Source organism: bacterium (assembly GCA_040755755.1).
Lineage (GTDB): Bacteria > SZUA-182 > SZUA-182 > DTGQ01 > DTGQ01 > DTGQ01.
In genome coordinates this window covers 51,104-76,086 of sequence record JBFLZW010000050.1, presented here as the reverse complement: position 1 = coordinate 76,086, position 24,983 = coordinate 51,104, and the positions used below count along the sequence as shown (strand labels likewise).

Genomic DNA, 24,983 nt, shown 5'->3' with positions numbered 1-24,983 from the left:
CCTTCTCCGTATTGGGAATTGCCTTATGAACGTTCATTTTAAATCAAAAATTATGAATACTTGACATCTTAAGTTAAATTGGTATACAATTTAATCGAATTGTATACTTTTCGCAAGGAGGGGAAAATTGTATAACCACCTGATAGCCGATAGCTGTTCCCTCATCCTGCTAATAAAATGCAATATGTTAAAGTTCCTTGTTGAGGGCCTGAAAGTAGTAATCCCTGAAGCGGTATTAAAAGAAACCACAGGTGAAAAAGCTGCTTTTAAATATCCGGATGCTGCTATAATTTTACAGTATGTTGCCAAAGAAAAGATAAACGTCGCTGCTGTGAACAGGCAGAAAAATTCATTAAGTGGAGAATTTCTCAACCCTCTTGGTGCTGGAGAACGAGAAGTCATATCATTATCGCAACAACTGGAAAAATCTCTTATAGCTACCGATGATGGTAAGGCTATAAAGATATACAGATACCTTGAAATTCCTTTCATTATTTCCCCTAAAATTGTCTTAGAGTTATATAGATTAGATAAAATAGACGATAAAAAAGCAGCGGCGGCTATGCAAAAGCTAAGGACCATAGGTCGATATTCCCCGGATATCATTGCTGAAGCAATCTATCAATTGGAGGAGACAAGACGTGTTAAAGCCGACAACCGTTAGGGTATCCGATAAATTTTTAAAGGATCTATCAAATTTTATCAAGGAAATGGACCTTGATAAGTCCGAGTATTTAAGGCAGATCCTTAAAAAGGGATTCGAAGAAGACAAGATGGAAAGACTCCTTGATGAGTATCGCAAGGGGGAGTTAACGATGATGCAGGTTTGTAATAAGCTACATCTGTCACCATGGGATTTCCATGGCCTGCTCAAAACCAGAAGAATAGAGCTTAATGTTGATTTAGAGGATTGGATAGACTCAGAAACCTTGGGATGAAATCCGAATCTTCCAAAGAAAAAAACCTGCATGGATTTATCTATAGAGCAGTGAACACCTGATTTTTTATATTGCATATATATTAGGTTATTTTTGCTAATTTATTAAATACAGAATAGAGCTTTTGCCCATAGGCGTTAAGCTGAGCCTGCTTTTCTTCTCACCTCAACTTACTGGAGAGGCTTGAGAGGTAGGGTTTTCACGACAATCACCCCCACCCGGCCTCCCCCCTTGAGGGGGGAGAAGAGTAAAACAGGCTCTCATACAGGATGGGGAACATCCGATTGCTGAACTGCCAGGCTGTTAGTAGCGGTAATGTTCTGGTTTAAAAGGACCTTCAACCGGTATGCCCAGATATTCGGATTGTTTTTTGGTCATAACGGTTAATTTAACCCCGATTTTTTCAAGGTGCAATCGGGCAACCTCTTCATCTAATTTTTTCGGCAGCCGGTATACCCTGGGCTTATATTCACTTCTCTTTTTCCAGAGATCGATTTGAGCCAGGGTCTGATTGGAGAATGAATTTGACATGACGAACGAGGGATGCCCTGTAGCACAGCCCAGGTTTACCAGCCTGCCTTCAGCAAGAAGGTAAATACTGTGTCCATCAGGAAAGTCATATCGATCTACCTGCGGCTTGATATTGACCTTTTTTATGCCGGGAAAATTGTTAAGAGCCTCAACCTGGATTTCACTGTCAAAATGACCGATATTACAGACAATGGCCTGGTCTTTCATTCTGGCCATATGTTCAATGGTAATGATATCGCAGTCCCCTGTTGCAGTGATGTAGATATCACCTTCCGCCAGAGTGTCTTCCACGGTAGTGACCTCATACCCTTCCATGGCCGCCTGCAGGGCGCAGATGGGGTCGATCTCGGTAATGATAACTCTCGCCCCGAATCCGCGAAGAGACTTGGCGGAGCCTTTCCCGACATCACCATACCCACAGACAACACAGACCTTGCCAGCCACCATGACATCGGTCGCTCTTTTGATGCCATCGGCTAAAGATTCCCTGCATCCATACAGATTATCAAACTTGGATTTCGTCACCGAATCATTGACATTGATAGCCGGGACAAGCAAGGTACCATTCTGCGCCATTTGGATTAATCTGTGCACGCCGGTAGTGGTCTCTTCCGAAACTCCTGCCCATTCCTTCACTACCTTGTGCCATCGGGTATTATCTCTTTGCAACTCGGCTTTGATAAGGTTTTTCAGGGTTTCTTCATCTCTGCTGGTTGAAGGCTCGCTGCACCAGGTACTTCCCTCTTCGGCCTCATACCCTTTATGGATGAGCAAGGTAGCATCGCCGCCATCATCCACGACGAGATTCGGCCCTTTCCCTCCGGGGAAAGATAATGCCCGGTCAGTACACCACCAGTATTCTTCCAGTGTTTCTCCCTTCCAGGCAAACACCGGAATCCCGGCCTGGGCAATAGCTGCGGCTGCCTCGTCCTGGGTGGAATAGATATTACAGGAGGCCCATCTCACCTGGGCACCTAATTCAACCAGGGTTTCGATTAAGACGGCTGTCTGGACGGTCATATGAAGAGAGCCGGTAATCCGTGCCCCTTTCAAAGGTTTTTCAGCAGCATATTTTTTTCGTATGGCCATAAGCCCGGGCATTTCTTTTTCGGCAATTTCAATTTGCAGCCGCCCGGCCCTGGCTAATGAAATATCTTTGACCTTATAATCCTGGTTCATGGTATCAATTTCGCTCGCAGGCATATCTAATACAGCAGTCTGATTGTTCATGCTTATCCATGTCTCCTCATGGGTTTAAGGTAAAAGCGTTCAGCATTCAGGATTTGTCCCGGATACTGAACGCTTATCTCAAAATAAGTAATCGATGTCAAGGCTGATGCTTAAGGCACTACCCGGTTACTTCACATAAGCTTTCTTCAAGGCCCGCATCTATCCGCAGTTGCTCCGCCTTGTCAGTTCTCTCCCAGGTAAATTCCTCCTCATTCCGTCCGAAATGGCCATAGGCGGCAGTCTTTTTGAAAATGGGGCGACGAAGGTCAAGATGCTTAATAATGCCTTTGGGAGTTAAGTCAAAGTTGTCCCAGACAATGTCTCTGATCTTTTTCAGGGGAATCCGGCTTGTTCCAAAGCCGTCCACCATGATGGAAACCGGCTTTTCCACACCGATGGCATAGGCCAGTTGTACTTCGCATCGCTCGCAGATCCCGGCAGCGACAATGTTTTTTGCAATGTAGCGGGCCATGTAGGAAGCCGACCGGTCCACTTTGCTGGGGTCTTTTCCGGAAAAAGCCCCGCCTCCGTGGCTTCCCAATCCGCCATAGGTATCAACGATTATTTTTCTTCCGGTCAGGCCGGTATCGCCCATCGGACCGCCCACCACGAACCGGCCGGTAGGATTGATGTAAAAGACTGTCTCTGCATCGAGCAGGGAGGGATCGATTACCTGTCGGATGATCTGATTGATAACATCCTCCCTCAGAGTCTGGTTGTCAATCTCGGGGCTGTGCTGAGTGGAGATAACCACGCTATCCACCCTCACCGGCTTGTTATTGACATATTCCAGAGTCACCTGGCTCTTACCGTCCGGCCGCAAGTAAGGAAGAATGCCTTTTTTCCGCGCCTCAGCCAGCCTTCGGACCAACTGGTGGGCTAAGAGGATGGGCATGGGCATGAGAGCTTGCGTCTCATTGCAGGCATAGCCGAACATCAGACCCTGATCACCGGCCCCGCCGGTATCCACGCCCTGGGCAATGTCAGGAGACTGCTCATCGATGGAGGTAATCACCGCGCAGGTCTGGCAATCAAAACCATACTGGGCGTCCGTATAGCCGATTTCCCGGATCGTATTACGGACGATTTTCGGTATATCGACGTAACACCGGGTTGTGATCTCTCCAGCCACAAAAGCCAAGCCGGTCGTGACCAGGGTTTCACAGGCCACCCGCCCCATCGGATCCTGAGCCATAATGGCATCCAGAACTGCATCCGATACCTGGTCAGCTACTTTATCCGGATGCCCTTCGGTAACGGACTCTGAGGTAAAGAGGAAATCTTTCTTATGCATCGGTTTGTTTCTCCTTTGTCATAGCGGTTTCCGACTGTAGGTCATTATAAGTGACTACCGGTAATGAACCGGTGTTCCCAGCCCATGAAAGACTATTGTAGCCTAATTATGTTAAAATTTCTATAATATTTTGGGGTAATTACTCCAAAAACCACTGCCTGATACGAACACCGACAGGTAACTGTGTTTCCTGCTCAGACCATCAAGAAATTTTTTTCTCACTCCATCAATATTATCGGAATTTAATGAATTAACTATGCTTATACAGAGACTTAGTACCCGGCACGGGAATTAGCCGGCTAAATGGACACCGCTTTCCCTGAAGGGAAGCGGTGTCGTGCCACCACACTTCAAAGCGGCTACCGCCGCTCTTCTCCTATGCCGCACTCCGGTACTCGGTCAGAGTTTGCTGCGATACCAGCGTTTTCGCCAGCCGCTTGGCCAGGGCAGCGATAGTCAGAATAGGAGGGGCACCGACTGACCGCGGAAAGACACTGGCATCACAGACATAGAGGTTATCGATTTCTGTCTTCAGATCACTGTTCACGATTTTGCCGATAGCAGCGGTTCCACCAGGGTGAGCACCAACAGGATTTCCAACCACGATGGACTTGCTGTCTACTCCCGCCCTGATAAGTATCTCTTTGGCTATTTCAGAGCCCTCTCTCAGTCTTGCCCTGTCCTTTTCGGTCACCACCTTGGAATAAGATCCATCAAGGTATACGCGACCGGTTTGGTCATCGGCACTTTTGGTCATGATGCCTAATGTTCGGTCGGTTGGAAGAAGCACTCCCCGTACCCCGGCTTCTACGAACCTGTGCAATCGCGCCGGCTGGAGGAATGTAGAGAGAATAAACCCTTTGCTTTTATGAAATTCAGTATCAACAAGTGCCTTCACAGGCTCATGAAGCTGGCTGAGATCTTTGGTGACTCCATAGGTATTCATCAAAAGGTCCCCAAAAAAATTTGACCCGGCATCTTCAATGCCTGTTTTCTGTAAGATAACGGGGGTCCCCAGGCCGCCTGCGGCCAGAATGACCACGTCCGAGAAGATTTCAACCCGCCCCTTCGGACCCTTTCCCTTTACTCCTACGGCCTTGCCATTCTCGAGAAGAACCCGCTCGACAACGGTCTCATACCTGACGTCAGCCCCCTGGCTTACGGCTTCATCCAGGTAATCCAGGGACGTCCACTTGGCACCGTAGGGACAGCCCAAATGGCACATGCCGCACCTGCGGCACTTGTTATACCGCATGAATTTTGGCATGGGTTCCATCTTATAGCCCAGCTCTTTGGATGCTTCGAGGATCTTTTTCGAGCCTTTGGACAGCCATTTGATATTAATCGCACAATCGATCGACTCTGCCAAATGGCGGTATTCCTCGCCTGACAAGCCAAGATTATCTTTGCTGACATCGCCGATCAGGAGAAGGACTCTGTGGTTCAATGCGCTTAATACCCTGTCGTCCGCCCCATAAATGGCTAATATTTTCCTCAGCCTCTCTTGAGCATGAACGGTATCATTGGCCCGGATTAGACAATATATCCGTGAATCAGTCGTTTCCAGCAGCTCTTTGAGTATGTATCCGCCCAAAATCCCGGTAGCCCCGGTGAGAAAAACAGTGTGAAAGCAGCTTCCGGGTTCGACTTTATATGCAGCAGACTCAGATGTTCCCCATCCTTGTTGAGGACACCCATCTCTCTCCTCCCCCTTGAGGGGGGAGGCTGGGTGAGGGTGATGGCTGTTTTCACCTTCCTCATCAAGAACAGGGAAATGTGGAGCGTCCTGGTCCACTTTTACTGGTTTGCCCACTCCCAGGCTATCCTGGTAATAGCGGAGAAAGCTATCCCGGTATTCATTACCCAAATACTTCGCAGATGCACTGATGGAGGAATGTTCAAAGAAAACAGATATGGCTATCTCCAGGCCGTAGCGGGCATTGACTCGATTGGTGAGGTCTGTCAGGGTAATAGAATCGAAACCATATTCATTCATGTCCTTGTTTACATCGATGCTCGTTTCCTGAATCTTGAGAATCTCCGAAGCAATCCTCACGATGTCTTTTTGAATCTTCTCCAGTAAATCTTCCTCATCCGCTTTGGGTGGGATTTTGCCTTCATCTTCCTGCCAGGAGGATTCGTCTCCTTTTCCGAGCAGTTGCCTGAGCTTTTGCTGGTCACCCTCTACTGCCAGGAATTGGGTTTCCTCCGAGGCCAACCCCTGAGTAAAGGTATTCAACCCGGCCTCTGTCCGGAGCGGCCACATCCCCAAAGTCTTTGCCAACGCCTTTTCAATGTTCTCGTCAACCTTCATCCCGCCTTCCCGCCACAGCGGCCAGTTGATGGACAAGGTCCTGCCAGCGCGGGACCCTTTTCTTCGCAGCCCTTCCCTCATGAGGGCAAAATTATCCATGAAGCTATTGGCATAAGCATAATCGATCTGCCCTGGATTGCCTATCGCTCCTGCAATTGACGAGAAGAGCACAAAGAAGTCGAGATTCTCCCCTCTGGTTGCTTCATCGAGATACACGGTGCCAAATACTTTCGGGGCCAGTACCGCATCCATATCCTCTTGTGATTTCCCGATAATATATGCATCCCGGATTACCCCGGCGCTATGAATGATTCCCTGGATCTCACCGAACCGGGATTTAGCCTCAGTGATCAGTTTCCGTACCTCTTCACGGCTGGAAATATCAGCCCTGATATAAGCTACTTCCGAGCCGAGAGATTCAAGCTCCCGGATCCTGGCCTGCTTCTTGTCACTTAACTCGGAGCGGCCTGTGAGCACGAGCCGTGCTTTCACCTTGCCGGCAAGATACCCGGCAAAAATGAGCCCCAAACCACCAGCTCCGCCCGTAATGATATACACACCCTTCTCTTTGAGCGAGGCTGCCCTTCCATCCGTTAGCTTCGCTTCTGCCTCAAGATTGAATTCCCGCAGCCGCTTTATCCACCTTCGCTCTCCTTCATACCGGACCTCAACCTCATTATCGTTCTCCGTTTGCGCCTCAGCCAGCAGGATATCCACCTTCCGGGATAACGGCAGGGCCGTTTGTGCCTCGTGTGATGTTTGAAACTCCACGATCTTGAATGAAAATTTCGAATTTTCCTTTTGAACCGTCCTGGCCAATCCGCCAAAGGGCAGCGCAGAAAGGCTGTGGTTCATCGGCACCAGCAGGATAGGCATGCACTATTTTGATCTTATCCTTGATCTTTTGTCGTGCCGCCAAACCCGAATGAGCTTACCCCGGCACGCAGAGGTAATTCAGGGTTCCGTGCCTGCCAGTCACCCGGTTCAGTGGCTACCACGAACGGTGAACCCCTGAAGTTGATGATCGGGTTTAATTTTTTGATATTCAAGCTCTTGGGCACTGTGCGATGGCGCATCATCAGTAATACCTTGATAACACCTGCAACCCCGGCAGCGGCCTCGAGATGGCCAATGTTCGTTTTGACCGAACCGATCCTGCAAAATTGCACATCCTGAGTATACTCCTGAAATGCCTGAGTCAGGGATTCTACCTCGATAGGATCGCCCAGAGAGGTCCCTGTTCCATGAGCCTCAATATAGGTTATGGTGTCAGGGCTCAGGTTCGCATCACGGTAAGCGCGCATAATTACATCCTTTTGCGATTCCACCCGTGGAGCGGTAATCGACAGGGTTTTTCCTCCATGATTTACCGCCGATCCTTTGATGATCCCGTAGATACGATTACCTTCAGCAAGAGCATCTTCCAGCCGCTGCAGGAGCAGTATCCCCACCCCTTCTCCCGGCACATAGCCATTGGCTTCCCGATCAAAGGTCTTGCACTGCCCGTCCGGGCTCAGCGTCCGGGACTTGGAAAAGGAAATATATTTCCAGGGGTGAAAATCCAGGGAGACCCCACCGGCCAGGGCATAATCACTCTCTCGCAACAGGAGGGAATTTTTGGCCTGGTGCATGGCTACCAGAGAAGAGGCGCAGGCTGCATCAATCGACATGCTGGCGCCCTGAAGTCCGAAAGCATAAGAAATTCTGTTGGCCAAGATGCACTCATAGTTTCCCAGGCAGGCATAGCTGTCAGTTATTATATCCGGATGCGAGGCTTCCTGGTGGTAATCGATGGCCATTACCCCGATGTACACGGAGGTAATTTTCCTCTGGAGATTTTTTAAGGAGACTCCCGAATCTTCGATGCAATGCCATGTTTCTTCCAGGAGAAGCCGCTGCTGCGGGTCCATATAATTCGCTTCCCGCGCAGAAATGCTAAAAAATTGGTTGTCGAATTGATCTATCCCATCGATAAGGCCGCACCACTTGCTGATGCTGGTGTTGGGCTTATTAAAATCAGGGGAGTAATATTTTTGGGTATCCCAGCGGGAAGAAGGGATCTCCCGGATCGAATTGACCCCTTTGAACAGGTTATCAGCAAACTCCCGGTAATCCTGAGCCCCCGGAAACCGGCAGGCAATGCCGATTATGGCAATATCCGCACCCTTCTTCCCGGCTGCTCCCTGCCCGGATTCCGGCTCCTGCTTTTCGTCCTTATCTTCGCTGCCTCCACTGAACATCCTCATGGTTACTTCCTTGCCTTCTTATTAATTACAGTTAAAAAATAATAAATTGCATGATTATAGCAATCTAGTAATTAATCGTAAGCACAAGATTATTTTGCAAAGTTGATGCCAGGACAAGATAAAAAAACAGCTTGGATAATACAGCACAACTGCCCATTACACATAACTCCAATTTTTCATGCACTGATCCTGATATTCAGTCTCCGGATCATAAGGCATGAAATAATCGGTATTGATGCCGGAATGAGCCTTGACGAAAAAAAAGTGATAGAGCGGCCAGTGCCTCTGCTTAAGGATAGATTTCCTTTCAGAAATAGTGCATATATACGTCTGATGTTCCAAATCTCCCAGCAATCCGTGTTTATACACCCCCAGAGGGCCGACATTTTCAAAAAGCAGACACCGATATGAACGGGCAGCGGCAGGCCGTGCCGACATGACAATAGTATCGATATGGTTTATTTGACAATAGAGCACGAGTGCTTTCCAGAGCAGCATCTTAATCATTTTGGATTCCGGATGGCTTGGAATGGAAAAGCGGGTGGCTTCAATAACACTGGTTTTTTTCTCCGATGGAAGGATAGCGTCAAGGTCGATAAACTTGTCAAGCTCTACGCTTCCCTGTCGGCGATCAAGTATCCTTATCGTTCCTACCGCATTATGGCCTTTATCCTCAGCCAGGAGTAAAGATGCATGGGGTGAAAAATCGAATTGATCCATATTTTCATCCGGAGTCTTGTAATACTTTTTATACCCCTCCCACCTGACACCGAAAACTTTCATCAAATCGTCTCTGGTTACCGCCTTGCGAACGGTTACGCTTCCTTCAATGTCCAGATCGGTTGAAACCCTGCTTCGATGGAAATGTGGGTAACTTTTTCCATATTGAGACTGATGGTAATAAGGCTGACCATTGTCGCTAGTCTGAAAGTTAGATACCCCTTGAACCGATTGCCTTACCACTGCTTCCTCCCTTGATCCTTGATTTCAGGTAAATCAAATCCCCTCTCGTAAAATATTGACCTCAAGTAACTCTTCCCTTCACGGGATATATCCCTACAATGCTGGGAGTGAAAAAACAATCAGTGCTGGAGAGTGAAAAAATATCAGGGGAAAACCATAATTTTCCCACTGCTTCTTCTACAGAATTCAGGTAAAAAATCCAATTAACCGCTTGATATTATGAGGTTGAAAAAACCTCATCCACCGTAAGCTCATGTCATAGCGTTTTCTCTAGCATAAATTATTCCTAAGAAAAAATATCGAGCAGGAGGGAGGGGAAAATATAGAGGAAAATATGAGGAGAATTGAATGCTGGGGAGGGATATTCTTAATTTTTAAACCTGACAGTTGTTCTCTTATTTCCGGAATGGATAAAGCCAAGTGTGTGGAGATCAACACACTGGCTTTTTTTTCTGTAAAGACCTCTGCATGTCGTCTGCATGTCGTCAGATTCCCTGCATCAAGCCATATTAGTTTGATTTTTGGTTACTGTTCAGGCAGACACAAAGGGGTAAAGGCATAAAGGGGGATAAAGATGCTTTCAACTACTTAGGGGTGGATTTTCAGATCCCCCTCTGCAAGCGAAATTACTTGCCCCAGGGACAAGCTCTTACGAGGTCTGAGGTGAATGTCTCAGGAGGTCTGACTCAGCATGTTTGAGACAAACTTCTTGAGCTCCGCGACGTGAAAAGGCTTATTCAGAAATTCATCCGCACCCCGTTCCATGGCATCAAGGTATGACTTTTGCCCTCCGAAACCGGTAATCAGGACGATTTTCACAATCGGGTCTTTCTTCCGAATTGCCTTCAGCAGCCTGGCACCTCCCATCTGTGGCATGTTTTTATCTGCGATAATCAGATCGAAATGCTCTTCCTTCATCTTGGCCAGAGCCTGCTTGCCATTTTGGGCAGTGGCAATTCCGTATCCCTCATCTTCCAAGGCCTCTTTATAAATATTGCACAGTTCCTCGTCGTCATCCACAATTAATATATTAGGTGTTTTTTTTGGGGAATCCATGGGATTATCTCTTTCCTTTCTCCTTCGATTTCTGATGGTAAGTTTTCCAATAACCAATGTGGTGTCCATCCCAATTCCTTACACTTCATCAATCCGCTTCGACGCCCTTCAACAAAAATCATTTACTCCTCACAGGCAGATAATCCACCATCAAGAACGAAACCGTACTTGTCATGCTCTTCTCTTTTTCAGATGTTCCCCATCTTGTATGAAAGCCTCCATAACTCCTCATCGAGAAAAGGAACATGGGGAACTTTCTGTCTTTTTCGTTTACCTTTCCATTTCCCTCAATATATGCTATAATACCAGATTTGTAAAGATTAAAAGGTTAAATTCGCGGGTAAGCGCATTTCAATCTGATACGAACATCCCACCAGGATAGCCTGAATATGGACCCCATGACATCGCTCAATCTCCCCCCTTGGTCCTGGAGTACAGTGTTGAGACACCTCTTTCCCGACGTTTCCAGACGAGATAGATTCAGCATACGATATTCACCCTGAAATATGAGCATATGAGAATGTGAGCAGGTGAGGCATGAGTCTGAGAGCCGGAGTATAAAAATTCGCTTTGATGATCCGGGAAGAAACAAAGCTAAGGGCTCAGGAGAGAAGGAGGACAGTATGGAACAAAAATATCGGCATCCCCTGCCTACGGTTGACATTATCATTGAGGTAGAGGGAAAGGGAATTGTTTTGATCCGGCGGAAGAATCCGCCCTATGGCTGGGCCATACCCGGCGGATTTGTCGATTATGGAGAATCCCTGGAGGAGGCTGCCTGCCGTGAGGCCAAAGAGGAAACCGGCCTTGATGTGCACCTGGTGCGGCAGTTTCACACCTATTCGGATCCAGGCAGAGATCCCCGCCTGTGCACCATCTCCACAGTCTATCTGGCGACGGCGCAGGGAGAGCCGATGGGCAGGGATGATGCAGCGGAGGCACGGATTTTCACTCGAGACCGGATTCCCCCGGACATGGCCTTTGATCATGCAAATATTCTGGATGATTACTTTGAGAGAAGGTACTGATGGGAAAAACAGGAGTCAGAAGCCAGAAGCCAGAAAGCCAGGAGAAATGCTTTTATTCTGACTTCTGACTCCTGACTCCTGACTTCTGACTCCTGACTTCTGACTCCTCAAAATTATTTTTCACTCATTGATGAAAAAAGCAGTTTGAGTCGAAAAAGATGAATGGAAGGATAAAATATCATCTCGTGCAGCGCATTCGGAAATTCTCCGAAAAGCATGCACTCCTGAAACAAAGTGACAGCGTGCTTATCGGCATTTCCGGAGGACCGGATTCGGTTGCCCTTCTCTACCTTCTGCTTGAGCTGCGGGAAGAATATAGCCTGAGACTGGCACTGGCACACCTGGAGCACGGAATCAGGGGAGAGGAATCACGAGAGCAGGCGAGATTTGTTCAGCATCTTGGGAAGGAACTGGGCCTGGAATGCTTTGTCCGCCATGTGGACGTGCCCCGGCTCAGCAGAACGAGGGGCCTGTCCCTGGAGGAGGCAGCCAGGGAAGCCAGGTATCGGTTTTTCAGGGAGACGGGCAGGGATATCGGGGCCACCAGGATTGCCCTGGGGCATACGGCTGATGATCAGGCAGAAACTCTCCTGATGCGCCTTTTCCGGGGAGCGGGACTGGATGGCCTTGCAGCCATGCGGCCCAGACGGGATGAGGAAATCCCTTTGATTCGACCGCTGCTGGATGTTTTTCGCCGGGAAATACTGGACTTTCTGGATGAACAGAAATTACCTTTTTGCCTGGATTCAACCAACCGGGAGCTTAACTGCCTGCGAAACCGAATCCGTCTGCACCTGATCCCCCTGCTGAGCAGGGAATACAATCCTCAGATCCTCGTGACCCTGCACCAGACCGCATCCATTCTGGGGGAAGAGCAAGAGTGGATATCCAGACTGGTCAAGGAGCACCTGGGGCAGTGCCTCGAAGAGGCCGGGGAGCAGAGGATGCGCTTTGCTCTGGACCCGTTTTTGGCCGCTCCCCTCGCCCTCCAGCGGGAGACCTTGCGCGAAGCGGTCCAGCAGGCAGGTTCGAGCCCCTACAAGACAGGATTTCTCAAAGTGTCTGCTGTGCTTCAATGGCTCAAGGAGGGCAGGGCGGAAGGAGTGATGCACCTTGGCCGGGACCTGCGCATCCGAAGACACGGGAAGAGCTTTTGGATTGAAGGGAGGCAGGAGCAGTTCGAAACCCTGCCGCAGGCAGATTTCTGCCATCAGATGAATATTCCCGGAAACACCCTGATTCCGGAACTGAATCTTTCGATTTCTGCTGAGATTCTTCCAGCCGGGGCTGTTCCGGCAGAGGCTATCTCACCAGAGGTTACGGAGGTTATGGATAGCGGAAGGCATGGCTCTCAATGCAAGGCTGAAAAAGCCTGTCTGGATTTTGATACCCTGCCTCTTCCGCTGGTTATCCGCAAGCGTCAGGCGGGTGACCGTTTCCATCCGCTGGGAGGGCCGGGACATAAGAAGCTGAAAAATTTTTTTATTGATGCCAAAATTCCCAGGCCGGAAAGAGAAAAAATCCCTGTCGTGGCTTTCGGCCAGGAGGTGGTCTGGGTTTTCGGGAGGCGGATCGCCGAGCCGTTCAAGATAACAGAAAAAACGGAGCGCGTCCTTCGGCTTGCAACGGAGTAAGGCCTGAGGCAGACAGCACTGTCTGGCTGAAGCTCCGTATGAATAAAAATGGAAAATTCCCGTATAGTTTGAGTCAAATTCACCCGTTTGTCTGTTGTAATGGGGGGAATATTGTGCTATGATTAACAAGGCTTACTATATATTTAGTATATAAATATAGATATCAAATAGCTGGCTTGTATAAATATTCGCTTCGTGGAGGCAAGATTTTGAATAATTCATTCTATAAAAATTTAGCCCTGTGGCTGGTCATGGGATTGGTCCTGATTCTGCTCTTCAACCTCTTTAATACTCCAAGGTCGCAGGTTAAAAAAATTATTTTCAGCGAGTTCATGGAGGAAGTCCAAAAGGGGAATGTAGCGGAAATTATCATCAAGGGTAATGACATTCAGGGCACTTATCAGGATAACAGCCGATTCAAGACCTTTTCTCCCAACGATCCAGACCTGATCAAGACCCTGCGGACCAAGAACATCCGGATCGAAGCTAAACCCGTGGATGAAAATTCCTGGTTTACCAATCTCTTTATTTCCTGGTTTCCCCTGATCCTGATTATTGCCATCTGGATATATCTGATGCGGCAGATGCAGGGAGGAGGGGCCAAAGCGCTTTCCTTTGGCAAGAGCAAGGCCAAGATGCTCTCCAATCCCAAGCAGAAAGTTACCTTTGAAAACGTGGCGGGCATTGATGAGGCCAGGGACGAGCTGCAGGAAATCATCGAATTTTTACGTGATCCGCAAAAATTCCAGAGACTGGGAGGAAAAATCCCCAAGGGAGTGCTGCTCATGGGGCCTCCGGGGACCGGAAAGACCCTGCTGGCCCGGGCTATCGCCGGAGAGGCGGATGTGCCCTTCTTCAGCATCAGCGGCTCCGATTTTGTGGAAATGTTTGTCGGTGTCGGTGCCTCCCGGGTGCGTGATCTGTTCGAGCAGGGGAAAAAGAATGCCCCCTGCATCATTTTCGTGGATGAGATCGATGCCGTAGGCCGTCACCGTGGCGCAGGGCTCGGCGGCGGTCATGACGAGCGGGAGCAGACCCTCAACCAACTGCTGGTCGAGCTGGATGGCTTTGAATCCAATGAAGGGGTTATTATCGTGGCTGCCACCAACAGGCCGGATGTTCTCGATCCGGCACTCCTGCGGCCCGGCAGGTTCGACCGGCAGGTAGTGGTTTCCCGTCCGGATATCAAGGGGCGTGAGGGCATTCTGAGAGTTCATGTCAAAAACGTGCCCCTGACCGCCGATGTCGATTTGAAGGTACTCTCCCGCGGAACCCCCGGGTTTTCCGGTGCTGACCTGGCCAACCTGGTCAATGAGGCGGCCCTTCTGGCGGCCAGAAAGGGCAAGGATAAAGTGGCCATGGAAGACTTCGAGGCAGCCAAGGACAAGGTCATGATGGGCAAGGAACGAAAGAGCATGATCATCAGCGACGAGGAGAAGAAGATCACTGCCTACCACGAATCCGGCCATGCTCTGGTGGCCATGATGCTGCCGGGAACAGACCCGATTCACAAGGTGACCATCATCCCCCGTGGCCGGGCCATGGGCCTGACGCAGCAGCTTCCGCTTGATGAAAAGCATAACTATTCGTCGGACTACCTGCTCAAGAACATTGCCATTCTGCTGGGCGGCAGGGCGGCTGAAGAGATCGTCCTGAACAGCCTGAGCACCGGGTCGGGCAACGATATCGAGCGGGCTACGGAACTGGCCAGAAAAATGGTCTGCGAGTGGGGAATGAGCGACAAACTCGGCCCTCTTTCGTTCGGAAAGAAGGAAGAGCAGATTTTCCTTGGCCGGGAATTTGCTCAGCACCGGGACTACAGCGAGGATACCGCCATTCTGATCGATCAGGAGATTAAGAGAATTGTGAACGAGAATTATAACCTGGCCAAGACAATTCTGACAACCTACCTGAGCCAACTGAACAGCCTGGCCCTCGCCCTGCTGGAAAAGGAAGTGCTGGATGGAGCGGAGATCGAAGCACTGGTCAGGGGTGAGCTCCAGCCGGATAAAAAAGACGCTCCTCCAGCTAACCAAAAGGTCCCGGTAATAGAAGCGCCTGTGGCTGTCAAGGCATTCGCTCAAAAATAACGGGAGAAGTCTTCCCGATGCCCCACTTCTCCCGTCTTTCCCTGGTGCCCGTGTAGGAAAAAATTCGAAAGTTATAACCGTAAGGCGATATCAGGAAGGAAACCGTCCCGTATGGAAAAGAGGAAAGAATACTCTCTTGTGCTCCATGACCGGACCATTCGGCTTGGATCACGAACCTGCATCATGGGCATCCTGAACGTCACTCCCGATTCTTTTTCCGACGGGGGGCAGTTCCTCGGCCGTGACCAGGCCATCCGCCGGGCCGGTCAGATGGTTGAAGAGGGAGCGGATATCATTGACATTGGTGCGGAATCCACCCGCCCGGGCTCAATGCCCATATCGGCTGAGGAGGAAATTGCGCGGCTGAAGCCGCTCATTTCCCATCTGCGAAAAGAGATCCCGGTTCCCCTGTCCATCGATACATACAAAGCTGCGGTGGCACAAGCCATGCTTGATGAAGGGGTTCACCTGATTAACGATATCAGCGGCCTGCGCTTTGATCCACAGATGGCCGCTGTTGTGGGGAGGTTTAAGGCCGCTGTGGTTCTGATGCATATTCAGGGAACGCCCCGTGATATGCAAAAGAATCCCTTTTACCAGCATCTTATCCCGGAAATAGCAGACTATCTGCACCAGAGCATTGAGACAGCCCTGGAGGCCGGTATCCTGTCTGAGCAGATCATCGTGGACCCCGGAATCGGCTTTGGAAAAACGCTCCTCCATAACCTTGAGATCATTCAAAGGCTTGGGGAATTTCGTTCCCTGGACAAGCCGGTCCTGCTTGGCCCATCCCGCAAATCCTTTATTGGTAAGGTCCTGGATCTTCCGGTGGAGGACCGGATCGAGGGGACTGCGGCTGCCGTTGCCGCCGGGATCATGAACGGGGCTCATCTGGTTCGCGTCCATGATGTCAAGGCCATGGTCCGGGTAGCCCGGATGATGGATGCCATCCTGGAGCCGCAGCAGGTTGCGGTGAAGGGATGAATGGTAATACCATAAGTCAGGAGAGAAGGAGAAAACCGGGAATGACCAGATTAGGAGTTAATATCGACCATGTGGCCAACATCCGGGAAGCCAGGAAAGCGACCCAGCCGGACCTGATTGCGGCGGCTGTGATGGTGGAAATGGCCGGTGCGGATGGCATTACCGTACACCTTCGGCAGGACCGCCGGCACATTCAGGACCGGGACCTTCGGCTCCTGCGTGAAGTTGTGCAAACCCGCCTCAACCTCGAGATATGTCCTGAAAACGAGATGATCGATATTGCCCTGGCAATCAAGCCGGACATGGTCACCCTGGTCCCGGAAAAACCCAATGAAGTGACCACCGAGGGCGGACTGGATATCGAACGGCAGAAAGACGCTCTGGCCCAGCGGGTCAGAGCTCTCAGGGAATCCGGAATTACCGTCAGTATATTTATCGATCCTGACCTGTCACAGATAAAGCTGGCCCGCAAGATCGATGCCCAATACGTCGAGCTTCATACCGGCCTGTATGCTGCGGCCAAGGCCCCGGCCCACCAGGGTGAGGAACTTGAGCGCATCCAGCAGGCAGCCAGACTGGCCAAAAAGCTGAACCTCGGAGTCAACGCCGGCCATGATCTGACCTACCGGAATGTCACCCCGATTGCAGCTATCGAGGAAATCGAAGAGCTCAATATCGGGCACAACATCGTAGCCCGCGCCGTCTTTGTCGGCCTGGAGCAGGCGGTCAAAGAAATGCTCACCCTGATTCGATGATTAATCCCGCCATAGCTTCCTCCAGTTTTTCCGCAGATGTCCAAAGTCCCGGGATCTGAAGGCATGCTTGGTCTTCTCCAGGACTGAGATTGCCTCCTTATTCAGCACCTATCCCCAAAAGCAGTATTGAATACTTTTCATAGAGCCGGGCTAACATTTACCGTGGATTGCCGGTTATATGAAGATATGTGCACAGCACATGCAAGAAGTTTCACATCGGGGAGTATAAATCAATTCTTTATAACAGAAATTGTTATAATTATTATAATTTTGAAATTTTAATATTATAATTAAATATAACAAAGTGTTAGTGGCATCTTTTTTGCTAGTATATAAGTAATATAAATCTTAAGGTATATTTATTTTCAGTATTCAAGGGTAAATAAATAAAATTTGATCGAATCTGAGGGTTTATTAAGCCAACACAGGGTGGAAAGTAAAAAGAGGGGGGGTGATTATCAAAAAACGGTGATAGATCAGAGAAGAAAAGCGTCAGGGTGTAAAAAATCTGGTAATTGACGGAATTAGTAAGGTTTAGGAAGGTCAAAGTAAAATAACATATTGATATTATTAGATTTTTAAGGAAGGCGAATGTTATGGACAAATTGATGAGATTTTTGAAAGATGAAGAAGGAGCCGGCGCTGTTGAGTATGCTTTGCTTCTTGGCTTGATCGCTCTTGCGATTCTCGTCGGGGCAGGCGCATTGGGTATTAACTTAAACCAATATTTTCAGGACATAGCTAATAGAATACCTTCTTTTCCAAGATAGGGAGCTTAATAACGTCTGCTGATCCCAGATGACGTCTTTTGATCTGAATGGATACGGGAGTGCATTACTTACCTTGCATCTGAGGGGGTAAGTAATGCACCTCTTTTATGCGTAATGAGAACGATGCGCTTCAGGAGGGAGAATACTATCTAAACCAGATAGTATAAATAACCTATTATATCGTTAATACTAATAATACCTTGCACAGTAGATACCATGGATAAAATGATAAAATTTTTAAAAAATGAAGATGGAGCAGTCGCTCTTGAATATGCTTTGCTTGTTGGATTGATCGCTCTGGCCATGACAATAGGGGCGGGCTCATTGGGTCGTAGCCTGAACACATATTTTGGTGCCATATCTAAGTGTATACCTGATTTACCGAGATAGGGGGGCTTTTGGGGTAAGGAGTCTAAGGTTAATAACATCTTTGTAGAGAGGCACATGGAACCAAGGATAACTGAAGCATTTCCCATAGTATACTTAGCCATTATACTGCCTGTGGCTGCCACAGGTGACATTTTATCCCGGAAAATTCCCAACTGGCTCACATTTTCCACTATGGTAACGGGAATTATTTATCACACCTGGACGGAAGGATGGAAGGGATTGCTCTCGAGTGCAGCAGGTGTGGCAATCGGGTTGGGTCTATTAATCATTTTTTATCTGTCAGGGGGCATGGGAGCTGGTGATGTCAAGCTTATGGGGGCGGTCGGCAGCTTAGTGGGGCCGAAGGGAGTATTTTCCGCCTTTTTGGGTACTGCCCTGTTCGGCGGTGTTTATGCCATTGTCATTGCCATGCTTCATGGGCAGGTCCAAAATATGATCGGGCGATACGGAGCTATGGTGAAGACATTCTTTTATACCCGGCAGATAGCTTACATACCTGCGTCCAGGGGGGAAAAGGGACCTGCTTTGTACTATGGACTGGCCATTGCCTTCGGGACGTTACTCTCGGTCTTGGGCAGGATTATTTAAACAGGGAAATGGATTGAATGCAGAAGGGATCGCCGGCGCAGGATTGATACCTAAAGGATGGTGAGAAGGAAATGGGACAGAGGAGACAGAAAGGAGAGATGAATGGATAGGAGTAAATCAATCATGTTGCTTGGCCTGGCCATGGTTATATCTTTAATACTTACGATATGCATCCTCAAATATATAGAACTTTCCCCGTTGGGAGAAACTTCCAGGGAGCGGGTCATCATAGCAACAGCAGCCCGCAATTTGAAGTGGGGTGAAATCCTTACCAAGGAATTGATCAAAGGAGCACCTTTCCTGAAGGAAAGCCTGCCAACAGATAAGAAAACAGGCAAGAACTTGTTTTTTACCGATCCCTCCAAACTGGTGAACCGAATCATTCGCTATCCAGTCAAAGCAGGCGAGCCGATACTGGAATCCAGATTAGCTCCCATTACCTCAGACAGCGGTGGAATGGCTGCGGTAATTGACAAGGAAAAACGGGCTATGGCGGTAAAGGTGGACAAAGTTATTGGTGTATCCGGCTTTATCTTCCCCGGTCATCGGGTGGACGTCCTGGTAACCTTAAGGGAGCAGGATCCGGAGAAGAGGGATAGCGGCCCCATAACCAAGACCGTGCTTGAAAACATCCAGGTTCTGGCTTCCGGTACACAAATGGCTGTTGAGACAGAAGTAGGTCGGGATGGCAAAAAACAGGAAAAAGCTGTCGAGGTGGATGTTATCACTCTTGAGGTGACGCCGGATGAAGGAGAAAAGCTGGCTCTGGCCGCTACCGAGGGCAAGATTCAGTTGGCACTTCGAAGTTGCAGCAATATCGCGTTCATCCCCACCAGGGGGATAACCATACCGGACCTTCTGGCCTCGTGCAGGGACAGTAACGCTCCGCAGCTCAAGCCAGTGGTAAAAACAGGAAAGATAGTTAAGAAGAGGGGGACAGGGAAAAAGGGCGGTAAAAAGGTGGCTGGACTCCTCGCCCTCCCCCCGACATCGGTCAAATCGCCGTTTACCGTTGAATTGATTAAGGGAGATAAGATTAGTGAGGTGACATTTGAATAGGAAATCCAAGAATATTACAGCGTGGCGGAGGGGAGCTGTGCTCGATAAACGGGTGAGAGAAGCTCTTTGGGTGATTATGGTGGCCTTGTGTCTCATTTTTCCTTTTCGAAGCCGGGCAGAGAGCACCGACAGTTCGGAAAGGGTTGATATCCAGGAAAAGGCGAATATGAACATGACTATTCCCCAGAAACTGACCCTGACGGTGGGAAAATCAATTATCGTTGAAAGTCCCCACAAGGTGAAGCGGGTATCTCTGGCTGATCCTGCAGTGGCTGATGCCCTGGTAATCACACCGCAGCAGATTTATCTTACCGGCAAGGCTGCCGGAGTGACCAGCCTTACATTCTGGAATGATGAGGTCTGGAATCACGAGGAAAGGGTCAGCGATGTTTTCGATCTTGAGGTTGTCCCGGACATAAGCCGGTTGAAAGAGAAACTCCATGAAATGTTCCCCAGGGAAGAGAATATCCGGGTGGCAGCTACCCATGACAGTCTCAGCCTGTCAGGCACTGTTTCCAGTGCTGCCTGCCTGTCCGAGGTACTGGCTCTGGCCGAGTCGTATGCTCCCAGGGGACAGGGCGGGCAGTCCAGGGTCAATAATTTTCTCGAGGTTGGAGGTGTACACCAGGTGATGCTCGATGTCCGGATAGCTGAGATGTCCCGCAGTATAGGCAAAAAGCTGGGCATTAATTTTAATACCGTAAATAAAACCGGAAAGCAGTTCTGGATAAGCACTCTCGATAACCTATCGACGATTTCCGACCTTTCGCCAACTGAAAATTTCAAAGACAAGAGATTGCAGCTATCATCAAGCATCAACGCCATTTTCCGCCTGTATGCCGATGAAGTCCCGTGGACCTTTCTTATCGATGCCCTGAAGGAACAGGGCCTGGTAAAAATCCTGGCAGAACCGACGCTGATCACCTTAAGCGGTAAATCCGCCAATTTCCTTGCTGGAGGCGAGTATCCTATCCCGGTACCGCAACAGGACGGCATTGCGATAGAATATAAAAAATTCGGGGTTGGACTGGAATTTACCCCTACGGTATTGAGCAGCGGGAAAATCAATATGGAGGTGACTCCTGAATCATCTGAGCTCGATTTCACCAATGCTCTGGCTTACGCGGGATTTATCGTGCCATCCCTGACTACCAGGCGCGTTTCAACCATGATCGAGCTGGGCGACGGGCAGAGCTTTGCCATTGCCGGCCTTCTGAAGAATGACGCCCGTGAAATTGTCCGGAAATTTCCTCTCCTGGGTGATATTCCGATCCTGGGTTCGCTTTTTCGGAGCAGCTTGTTTCAGAAAAATGAGACCGAGCTGATTATCATTGTTACTCCTCATCTGGTAAAACCGCTTGATTTAGCCAGACAGACACTGCCTACGGATGAATATATCGAGCCGGATGACTTTGAGTTTTACCTGGAAGGGGCAATGGAAGGAAGGGGGGAAGGGCCTTCCGCTGCCAATCATTCGGACCTGCCTTCAATCCTGCCCCGTATCGAGGGAGAAGTTATGTCAGGCGGGAGCGGGCTGGAAGGAAATTTCGGGCATATACAACCTTAGTACACAACTACTTATACATACAAGGAGGGATGCTCTATGACCATGCAATGCCCTGTGTTGGCAGGGCTGATCATCGGATTGATGTTTTTCGCAGGTTGTACTGGCAGGATGAGCCGGCTGGAGGTTGATTATGGTACCTCCTTCATGCTGGCTAAACTTCATCAGACCCTCAATCCCGAGGCTGGAGGACAGCCCCCCGATCCGGTCTACGGGCTCGATGGGCAGGCAGCCCGCAGGGTAGTAGAGGGCTACCGGCAGGGATTTGGAAATTCATGCGCGGCAACCGGGAATACCCAGAATATCAATCGAGTAAATAGAATAGAAGTGAAATGACCGGAGGTGACAATCACTATGGGAAAACTTAGAGGCGAAAAAGGCAGTGTGGCCGTTGAGTTTGCTATTCTCATGCCGCTGCTGTTCGTTTTTATTTTCGGTATAATCGAATTTGGTTTAGCTCTATGTAATAAACAGATCATTACCAATGCATGCAGGGAAGGAGCACGGCGAGGAATCGTGTATCCGGCCGGATCGGTAAGTGATGATGAGATAAAGGAGACGGTGAGTTATTATTTGCAGCCTCTTATGCCCTTGGACGGGGTGATTGATGTTGACCATCCTGAGGGCCAAATGCCGGGGAAACCTCTCTACGTTACGGCAACTTACAGATACGATTTTTGGGCCCTTGACTCGTTTATCCCCGGTCTTGGTGACTCACTTACCTTAAGCTCCCAGGCGGTGATGATATATGAATAAAATATAGCTCATCTCTCATAGCCATGAGATTACCTGCTCTCCTTCTTCCTTAAAGGGGAGGGGAAAGGGGGATGGTTTTTATCCATCATCCTCACAAAACCTCCCCTGACACACAGGCTCTAAAGCTTTCCTGAAAGCCCTGAACAAGCCTCAAGAAGGAAAAGGGTAAAGCGGGTTTATTTATTGCCTGGACGATATGAGCGGTCAAATTTTAAAGGATGGGGGAAGATTATGAACAAGATGGATAGAGTAAAAAGACGGTTTCCAGGTATTCCAGAAATGAAGGAAGAAAGGGGCGTAATAGGCATTATCGTAGTTATACTTTTAGGCGCAGGGATCCTGACAGGCATTGCTGCCCTGGTGATCGATGGGCCCATTCTAAGTATCGTCAGAAACGAGCTTCAGACTATAGCAGATGCCACAGTACTGCGCGGTGCCGGAATTCTGGGAGACATTTATAAAGATATGAAACCCTGGGAGCAGCAGGGGTATATTTGTGAGGCAGAAGATCAGGCGGATATCAGAGAAGCTGTTCGGTATGTAGCAGGGCTGAACAGTGCAGCAGGGGAAGCCATCACCATTGCTGACAGCGATATAAAAATCGGCATCTGGGATTGGAAGGAGCCGGACCCGAAGCAACGATTTAAGGAAACTTTGAATCAACCGGATGCAGTAAGAGTAATAGTCCGCAAAGACGGCAGTACCCCTGGCAATAGCCCGGTAGCTACCTTTTTTGCCAGGTTTTTCAGTATGAAAGCTGCCCCTGCCATTGCTTACGCCACGTCTTCCCTGATTTTTCAGCATACAATGAGTCCGGGGAGCCTCTCGTTAACGGTCGGAGTATCCGAACGCATTATTGATGACCCGAGTTACAATGGTAAAGAGATATGGCTTTCCCCTTACTTTGATGAAAGTCAGGGCGATTACCATAACTGGTTTATCGGATGGCATACCTACGATATGACCCCCAGTTTCCATAACTTTAAATGGCTTATGGAGGCTGTACTCAGTGGAGAATTTACCAGTCCGGAGGTAAAGGTAAACGATACATGCAATTTTGTAAACGTGGAGGAGATTCATGGTGCTTCTAATTTTTTCCCGATGAAAAAGTTTTTCGATGATATGAAGGGAAGAAACGATGGGGAAGACGATGCTGATAACGATCCGGAGACCTGGACAATGAAAGCTGTGATTTATGAGGATGAGCCTGCCGCAGGAGAAAATCCACCCGTGGGGGGAAAGAAAATTGCAGGATTTACCTTAATTACCTTGACCGAGATTATAAACTATAGTGGACAAGCGGGAACAGAATATGGAATACGTGCTCGATTTAGTGCTACGCCGAGAGCCATTAGGAGCAACTTTGCCGGGCTGGTCGAGTGAGAGAAAACCTCCGGAGAGGCTGTTCCATAAGAAAGAGTCTATATCCATTCGAGAACGAAAAAAAACACAAGACCACGAGAGAGGCACCGAGATCCTTTGGTAAGCAGAAACCTTAACAACTGGGAGTTGAAATTGCATCATGCCTGAAAACAGCATTTCAGTGAGAATCAAAAGCAAGACGCAGAAGATACGGGAGGAATTGGAAGAAATCATCTCTTCGGTGGAAGGATTTTATCTCCAGAGAGTTGAAAGCTCCGAGCCGTGCGACCTTCTGATCATGGAAATGGGAGATGATCCATCGGAGGAATTCAGGATCATGAATGATCTTCAATCTTTGGGCATAGTCGGAGAGGTTTTCCTGACCTCGCAGGACACCAATCCTGAAACCCTGCTGAAAGCCCTGCGGACCGGAGTGAGGGAGTTTTTCCCGCAGCCATTTCGAAAAGAAGAGGTCCAAAGTGCTCTTAATCAATTCAGGGAGCGATTCAGGGAGCGCAAGGAGCAGGGCAAGGCTCAACCGAAGAAAGAGAAAATAATCAATATCCTGGGAAGCAAAGGCGGAGTGGGGACAACTACGGTGGCGGTAAACCTTGCTGTCAGCCTGGCTGAATCAGGAGGCTCTCAGTCAGTGGCTCTTCTCGATATGAGCCCTCCTTTCGGAGATGTATCGCTTTTTCTGGGTATCAAGCCTGCCTATGATTGGGCAGAGGCTGTCAGGAATATTTCCCGGCTGGATACTGCCTATCTGACCAGTATATTTTTTCGGCACTCTTCAGGAGTCTATGTGCTGCCATCTCCCTCCAGACTGCCTCTGGTACCGCCGCCCAAACTGCATGAAGAAGAGAAAGCGACTCCTGATGAGATCATGGGGACCATCCTTGAGCAGATCCGCAAGATGTTCGATTTTGTTATCGTAGACAGCGGGCAATCCCTTGAGGGAATGGCCAGAGGGACTCTCCGGCTGGCGGATACGGTCCTCATGGTCACTTCGCTCAGCCTTCCCTCTCTCATTAATGTTAAAAGAATCCTATCGACCTTTCGTGACCTCGGTTTTCCTGCTGAAAAGAACGTCCAGATACTGGTGAACCGGCTCCAGAAAAACTCCACGGTCTCATTGAAAGAGGCGGAGGCAAGTATCAAGAAAAAGTTTTTGTGGAGTATTCCCAATAATTACCAACTGACCATGAGCGCCATAAATCAGGGAAAGCCTCTTTCCGCTCTGGACTCCGGCGCTGAGATATCACGGAAATTCAAAGAACTGTCTGACCTGCTTTCCGGCAGGGACGAAGGTGAAGGGAAAGAGGGCCTGACCGGTTTCAAGCTGCCAAAATGGCTGACAAAAGTCAGCGGCGGTGCCCCTATCTTTTCCCGTACACCAACATCCGGTGGAAATTAGAAGATTAAGGAGAA

At 49.0% G+C, this 24,983-nt stretch carries 22 protein-coding genes; 16 read left to right on the top strand and 6 right to left on the bottom strand.

Annotated elements, in window-relative coordinates:
* Nucleotides 1-127 precede the first annotated feature (127 nt).
* Both AB1611_15470 and AB1611_15465 read left to right on the top strand, forming a co-directional pair.
* A complete protein-coding gene (locus tag AB1611_15470; protein ID MEW6380992.1) occupies nucleotides 128-664 on the top strand; it encodes a hypothetical protein in 537 nt (178 codons plus the stop codon).
* Nucleotides 642-938, top strand: coding sequence for a hypothetical protein (locus AB1611_15465; protein ID MEW6380991.1), 297 nt, complete (start codon nucleotides 642-644; stop codon nucleotides 936-938). Before AB1611_15470 ends, AB1611_15465 begins: the two co-directional genes overlap by 23 nt.
* A 303-nt stretch (nucleotides 939-1,241) precedes the next feature.
* On the opposite strand, the gene ahcY is transcribed toward AB1611_15465, so the two are convergent.
* The 6 genes from ahcY to AB1611_15435 all read right to left on the bottom strand — a co-directional run bounded on the left by ahcY (nucleotide 1,242) and on the right by AB1611_15435 (nucleotide 10,572).
* Nucleotides 1,242-2,672, bottom strand: a complete 1,431-nt coding sequence (gene ahcY, locus AB1611_15460) for an adenosylhomocysteinase (GenBank protein MEW6380990.1) — start codon at nucleotides 2,670-2,672, stop codon at nucleotides 1,242-1,244.
* Nucleotides 2,673-2,817: 145 nt separating this feature from the next.
* Nucleotides 2,818-3,993 (bottom strand): methionine adenosyltransferase, encoded by a 1,176-nt coding sequence (gene metK / locus AB1611_15455; protein ID MEW6380989.1) that lies wholly within the window; start codon nucleotides 3,991-3,993, stop codon nucleotides 2,818-2,820.
* A 376-nt stretch (nucleotides 3,994-4,369) separates the two neighbouring features.
* Complete coding sequence (locus tag AB1611_15450; GenBank protein MEW6380988.1) at nucleotides 4,370-7,183, bottom strand: SDR family NAD(P)-dependent oxidoreductase; 2,814 nt, start codon at nucleotides 7,181-7,183, stop codon at nucleotides 4,370-4,372.
* Between the two features lie 14 nt (nucleotides 7,184-7,197).
* The gene (locus AB1611_15445; GenBank protein MEW6380987.1) at nucleotides 7,198-8,553 is read right to left on the bottom strand and encodes a polyketide synthase; all 1,356 of its coding nucleotides are present in this window, start codon (nucleotides 8,551-8,553) and stop codon (nucleotides 7,198-7,200) included.
* A gap of 156 nt (nucleotides 8,554-8,709) precedes the next feature.
* Nucleotides 8,710-9,516: a GNAT family N-acyltransferase gene (locus AB1611_15440; GenBank protein MEW6380986.1), complete on the bottom strand. Its 807-nt coding sequence runs from the start codon at nucleotides 9,514-9,516 to the stop codon at nucleotides 8,710-8,712.
* 672 nt (nucleotides 9,517-10,188) lie between these two features.
* Nucleotides 10,189-10,572: a response regulator gene (locus AB1611_15435; GenBank protein ID MEW6380985.1), complete on the bottom strand. Its 384-nt coding sequence runs from the start codon at nucleotides 10,570-10,572 to the stop codon at nucleotides 10,189-10,191.
* A gap of 623 nt (nucleotides 10,573-11,195) precedes the next feature.
* Here AB1611_15435 and AB1611_15430 point away from each other — a divergent pair.
* From AB1611_15430 to AB1611_15365, 14 genes are all read left to right on the top strand, one after another.
* Entirely contained in the window at nucleotides 11,196-11,600 is a 405-nt protein-coding gene (locus AB1611_15430) for an NUDIX hydrolase (GenBank protein ID MEW6380984.1), read from the top strand.
* 158 nt (nucleotides 11,601-11,758) lie between these two features.
* On the top strand, nucleotides 11,759-13,234 hold the full coding sequence (tilS, locus tag AB1611_15425) for a tRNA lysidine(34) synthetase TilS (protein ID MEW6380983.1): 1,476 nt from the start codon (nucleotides 11,759-11,761) through the stop codon (nucleotides 13,232-13,234).
* A 209-nt stretch (nucleotides 13,235-13,443) separates the two neighbouring features.
* Nucleotides 13,444-15,324 carry an ATP-dependent zinc metalloprotease FtsH gene (gene ftsH, locus AB1611_15420; GenBank protein ID MEW6380982.1) on the top strand — a complete coding sequence of 627 codons (1,881 nt, stop codon included), beginning with the start codon at nucleotides 13,444-13,446 and terminating at the stop codon, nucleotides 15,322-15,324.
* A gap of 111 nt (nucleotides 15,325-15,435) precedes the next feature.
* Nucleotides 15,436-16,308, top strand: a complete 873-nt coding sequence (folP, locus tag AB1611_15415; protein MEW6380981.1) for a dihydropteroate synthase — start codon at nucleotides 15,436-15,438, stop codon at nucleotides 16,306-16,308.
* A gap of 41 nt (nucleotides 16,309-16,349) precedes the next feature.
* A complete protein-coding gene (locus AB1611_15410; GenBank protein ID MEW6380980.1) occupies nucleotides 16,350-17,063 on the top strand; it encodes a pyridoxine 5'-phosphate synthase in 714 nt (237 codons plus the stop codon).
* 596 nt (nucleotides 17,064-17,659) lie between these two features.
* Nucleotides 17,660-17,833: a Flp family type IVb pilin gene (locus AB1611_15405; GenBank protein MEW6380979.1), complete on the top strand. Its 174-nt coding sequence runs from the start codon at nucleotides 17,660-17,662 to the stop codon at nucleotides 17,831-17,833.
* Between the two features lie 216 nt (nucleotides 17,834-18,049).
* Nucleotides 18,050-18,223: a Flp family type IVb pilin gene (locus tag AB1611_15400; protein MEW6380978.1), complete on the top strand. Its 174-nt coding sequence runs from the start codon at nucleotides 18,050-18,052 to the stop codon at nucleotides 18,221-18,223.
* Between the two features lie 54 nt (nucleotides 18,224-18,277).
* Entirely contained in the window at nucleotides 18,278-18,811 is a 534-nt protein-coding gene (locus AB1611_15395) for a prepilin peptidase (protein MEW6380977.1), read from the top strand.
* A gap of 102 nt (nucleotides 18,812-18,913) precedes the next feature.
* Nucleotides 18,914-19,870 carry a Flp pilus assembly protein CpaB gene (gene cpaB / locus AB1611_15390; GenBank protein MEW6380976.1) on the top strand — a complete coding sequence of 319 codons (957 nt, stop codon included), beginning with the start codon at nucleotides 18,914-18,916 and terminating at the stop codon, nucleotides 19,868-19,870.
* 37 nt (nucleotides 19,871-19,907) lie between these two features.
* Nucleotides 19,908-21,437, top strand: coding sequence for a type II and III secretion system protein family protein (locus AB1611_15385; GenBank protein ID MEW6380975.1), 1,530 nt, complete (start codon nucleotides 19,908-19,910; stop codon nucleotides 21,435-21,437).
* A gap of 36 nt (nucleotides 21,438-21,473) precedes the next feature.
* Nucleotides 21,474-21,770 (top strand): hypothetical protein, encoded by a 297-nt coding sequence (locus AB1611_15380; protein MEW6380974.1) that lies wholly within the window; start codon nucleotides 21,474-21,476, stop codon nucleotides 21,768-21,770.
* Nucleotides 21,771-21,788: 18 nt separating this feature from the next.
* Nucleotides 21,789-22,190 (top strand): TadE family protein, encoded by a 402-nt coding sequence (locus AB1611_15375; GenBank protein ID MEW6380973.1) that lies wholly within the window; start codon nucleotides 21,789-21,791, stop codon nucleotides 22,188-22,190.
* A 279-nt stretch (nucleotides 22,191-22,469) separates the two neighbouring features.
* A complete protein-coding gene (locus AB1611_15370) occupies nucleotides 22,470-23,573 on the top strand; it encodes a Tad domain-containing protein (protein MEW6380972.1) in 1,104 nt (367 codons plus the stop codon).
* Between the two features lie 139 nt (nucleotides 23,574-23,712).
* Nucleotides 23,713-24,969 (top strand): AAA family ATPase, encoded by a 1,257-nt coding sequence (locus tag AB1611_15365; GenBank protein ID MEW6380971.1) that lies wholly within the window; start codon nucleotides 23,713-23,715, stop codon nucleotides 24,967-24,969.
* Nucleotides 24,970-24,983 lie beyond the last annotated feature (14 nt).

Excerpts from the sequence above, each read along its gene's own strand:
- cpaB (MEW6380976.1), top strand. The coding sequence starts at position 18,914 with ATGGATAGGAGTAAATCAATCATGTTGCTTGGCCTGGCCATGGTTATA.
- AB1611_15375 (MEW6380973.1), top strand. The coding sequence starts at position 21,789 with ATGGGAAAACTTAGAGGCGAAAAAGGCAGTGTGGCCGTTGAGTTTGCT.
- AB1611_15380 (MEW6380974.1), top strand. The coding sequence starts at position 21,474 with ATGACCATGCAATGCCCTGTGTTGGCAGGGCTGATCATCGGATTGATG.
- AB1611_15365 (MEW6380971.1), top strand. The coding sequence starts at position 23,713 with ATGCCTGAAAACAGCATTTCAGTGAGAATCAAAAGCAAGACGCAGAAG.
- AB1611_15410 (MEW6380980.1), top strand. The coding sequence starts at position 16,350 with ATGACCAGATTAGGAGTTAATATCGACCATGTGGCCAACATCCGGGAA.
- folP (MEW6380981.1), top strand. The coding sequence starts at position 15,436 with ATGGAAAAGAGGAAAGAATACTCTCTTGTGCTCCATGACCGGACCATT.
- tilS (MEW6380983.1), top strand. The coding sequence starts at position 11,759 with ATGAATGGAAGGATAAAATATCATCTCGTGCAGCGCATTCGGAAATTC.
- AB1611_15430 (MEW6380984.1), top strand. The coding sequence starts at position 11,196 with ATGGAACAAAAATATCGGCATCCCCTGCCTACGGTTGACATTATCATT.
- AB1611_15450 (MEW6380988.1), bottom strand. The coding sequence starts at position 7,183 with ATGCCTATCCTGCTGGTGCCGATGAACCACAGCCTTTCTGCGCTGCCC.
- AB1611_15435 (MEW6380985.1), bottom strand. The coding sequence starts at position 10,572 with ATGGATTCCCCAAAAAAAACACCTAATATATTAATTGTGGATGACGAC.
- AB1611_15400 (MEW6380978.1), top strand. The coding sequence starts at position 18,050 with ATGGATAAAATGATAAAATTTTTAAAAAATGAAGATGGAGCAGTCGCT.
- AB1611_15405 (MEW6380979.1), top strand. The coding sequence starts at position 17,660 with ATGGACAAATTGATGAGATTTTTGAAAGATGAAGAAGGAGCCGGCGCT.
- AB1611_15370 (MEW6380972.1), top strand. The coding sequence starts at position 22,470 with ATGAAGGAAGAAAGGGGCGTAATAGGCATTATCGTAGTTATACTTTTA.
- ahcY (MEW6380990.1), bottom strand. The coding sequence starts at position 2,672 with ATGCCTGCGAGCGAAATTGATACCATGAACCAGGATTATAAGGTCAAA.
- metK (MEW6380989.1), bottom strand. The coding sequence starts at position 3,993 with ATGCATAAGAAAGATTTCCTCTTTACCTCAGAGTCCGTTACCGAAGGG.
- AB1611_15445 (MEW6380987.1), bottom strand. The coding sequence starts at position 8,553 with ATGAGGATGTTCAGTGGAGGCAGCGAAGATAAGGACGAAAAGCAGGAG.
- AB1611_15395 (MEW6380977.1), top strand. The coding sequence starts at position 18,278 with ATGGAACCAAGGATAACTGAAGCATTTCCCATAGTATACTTAGCCATT.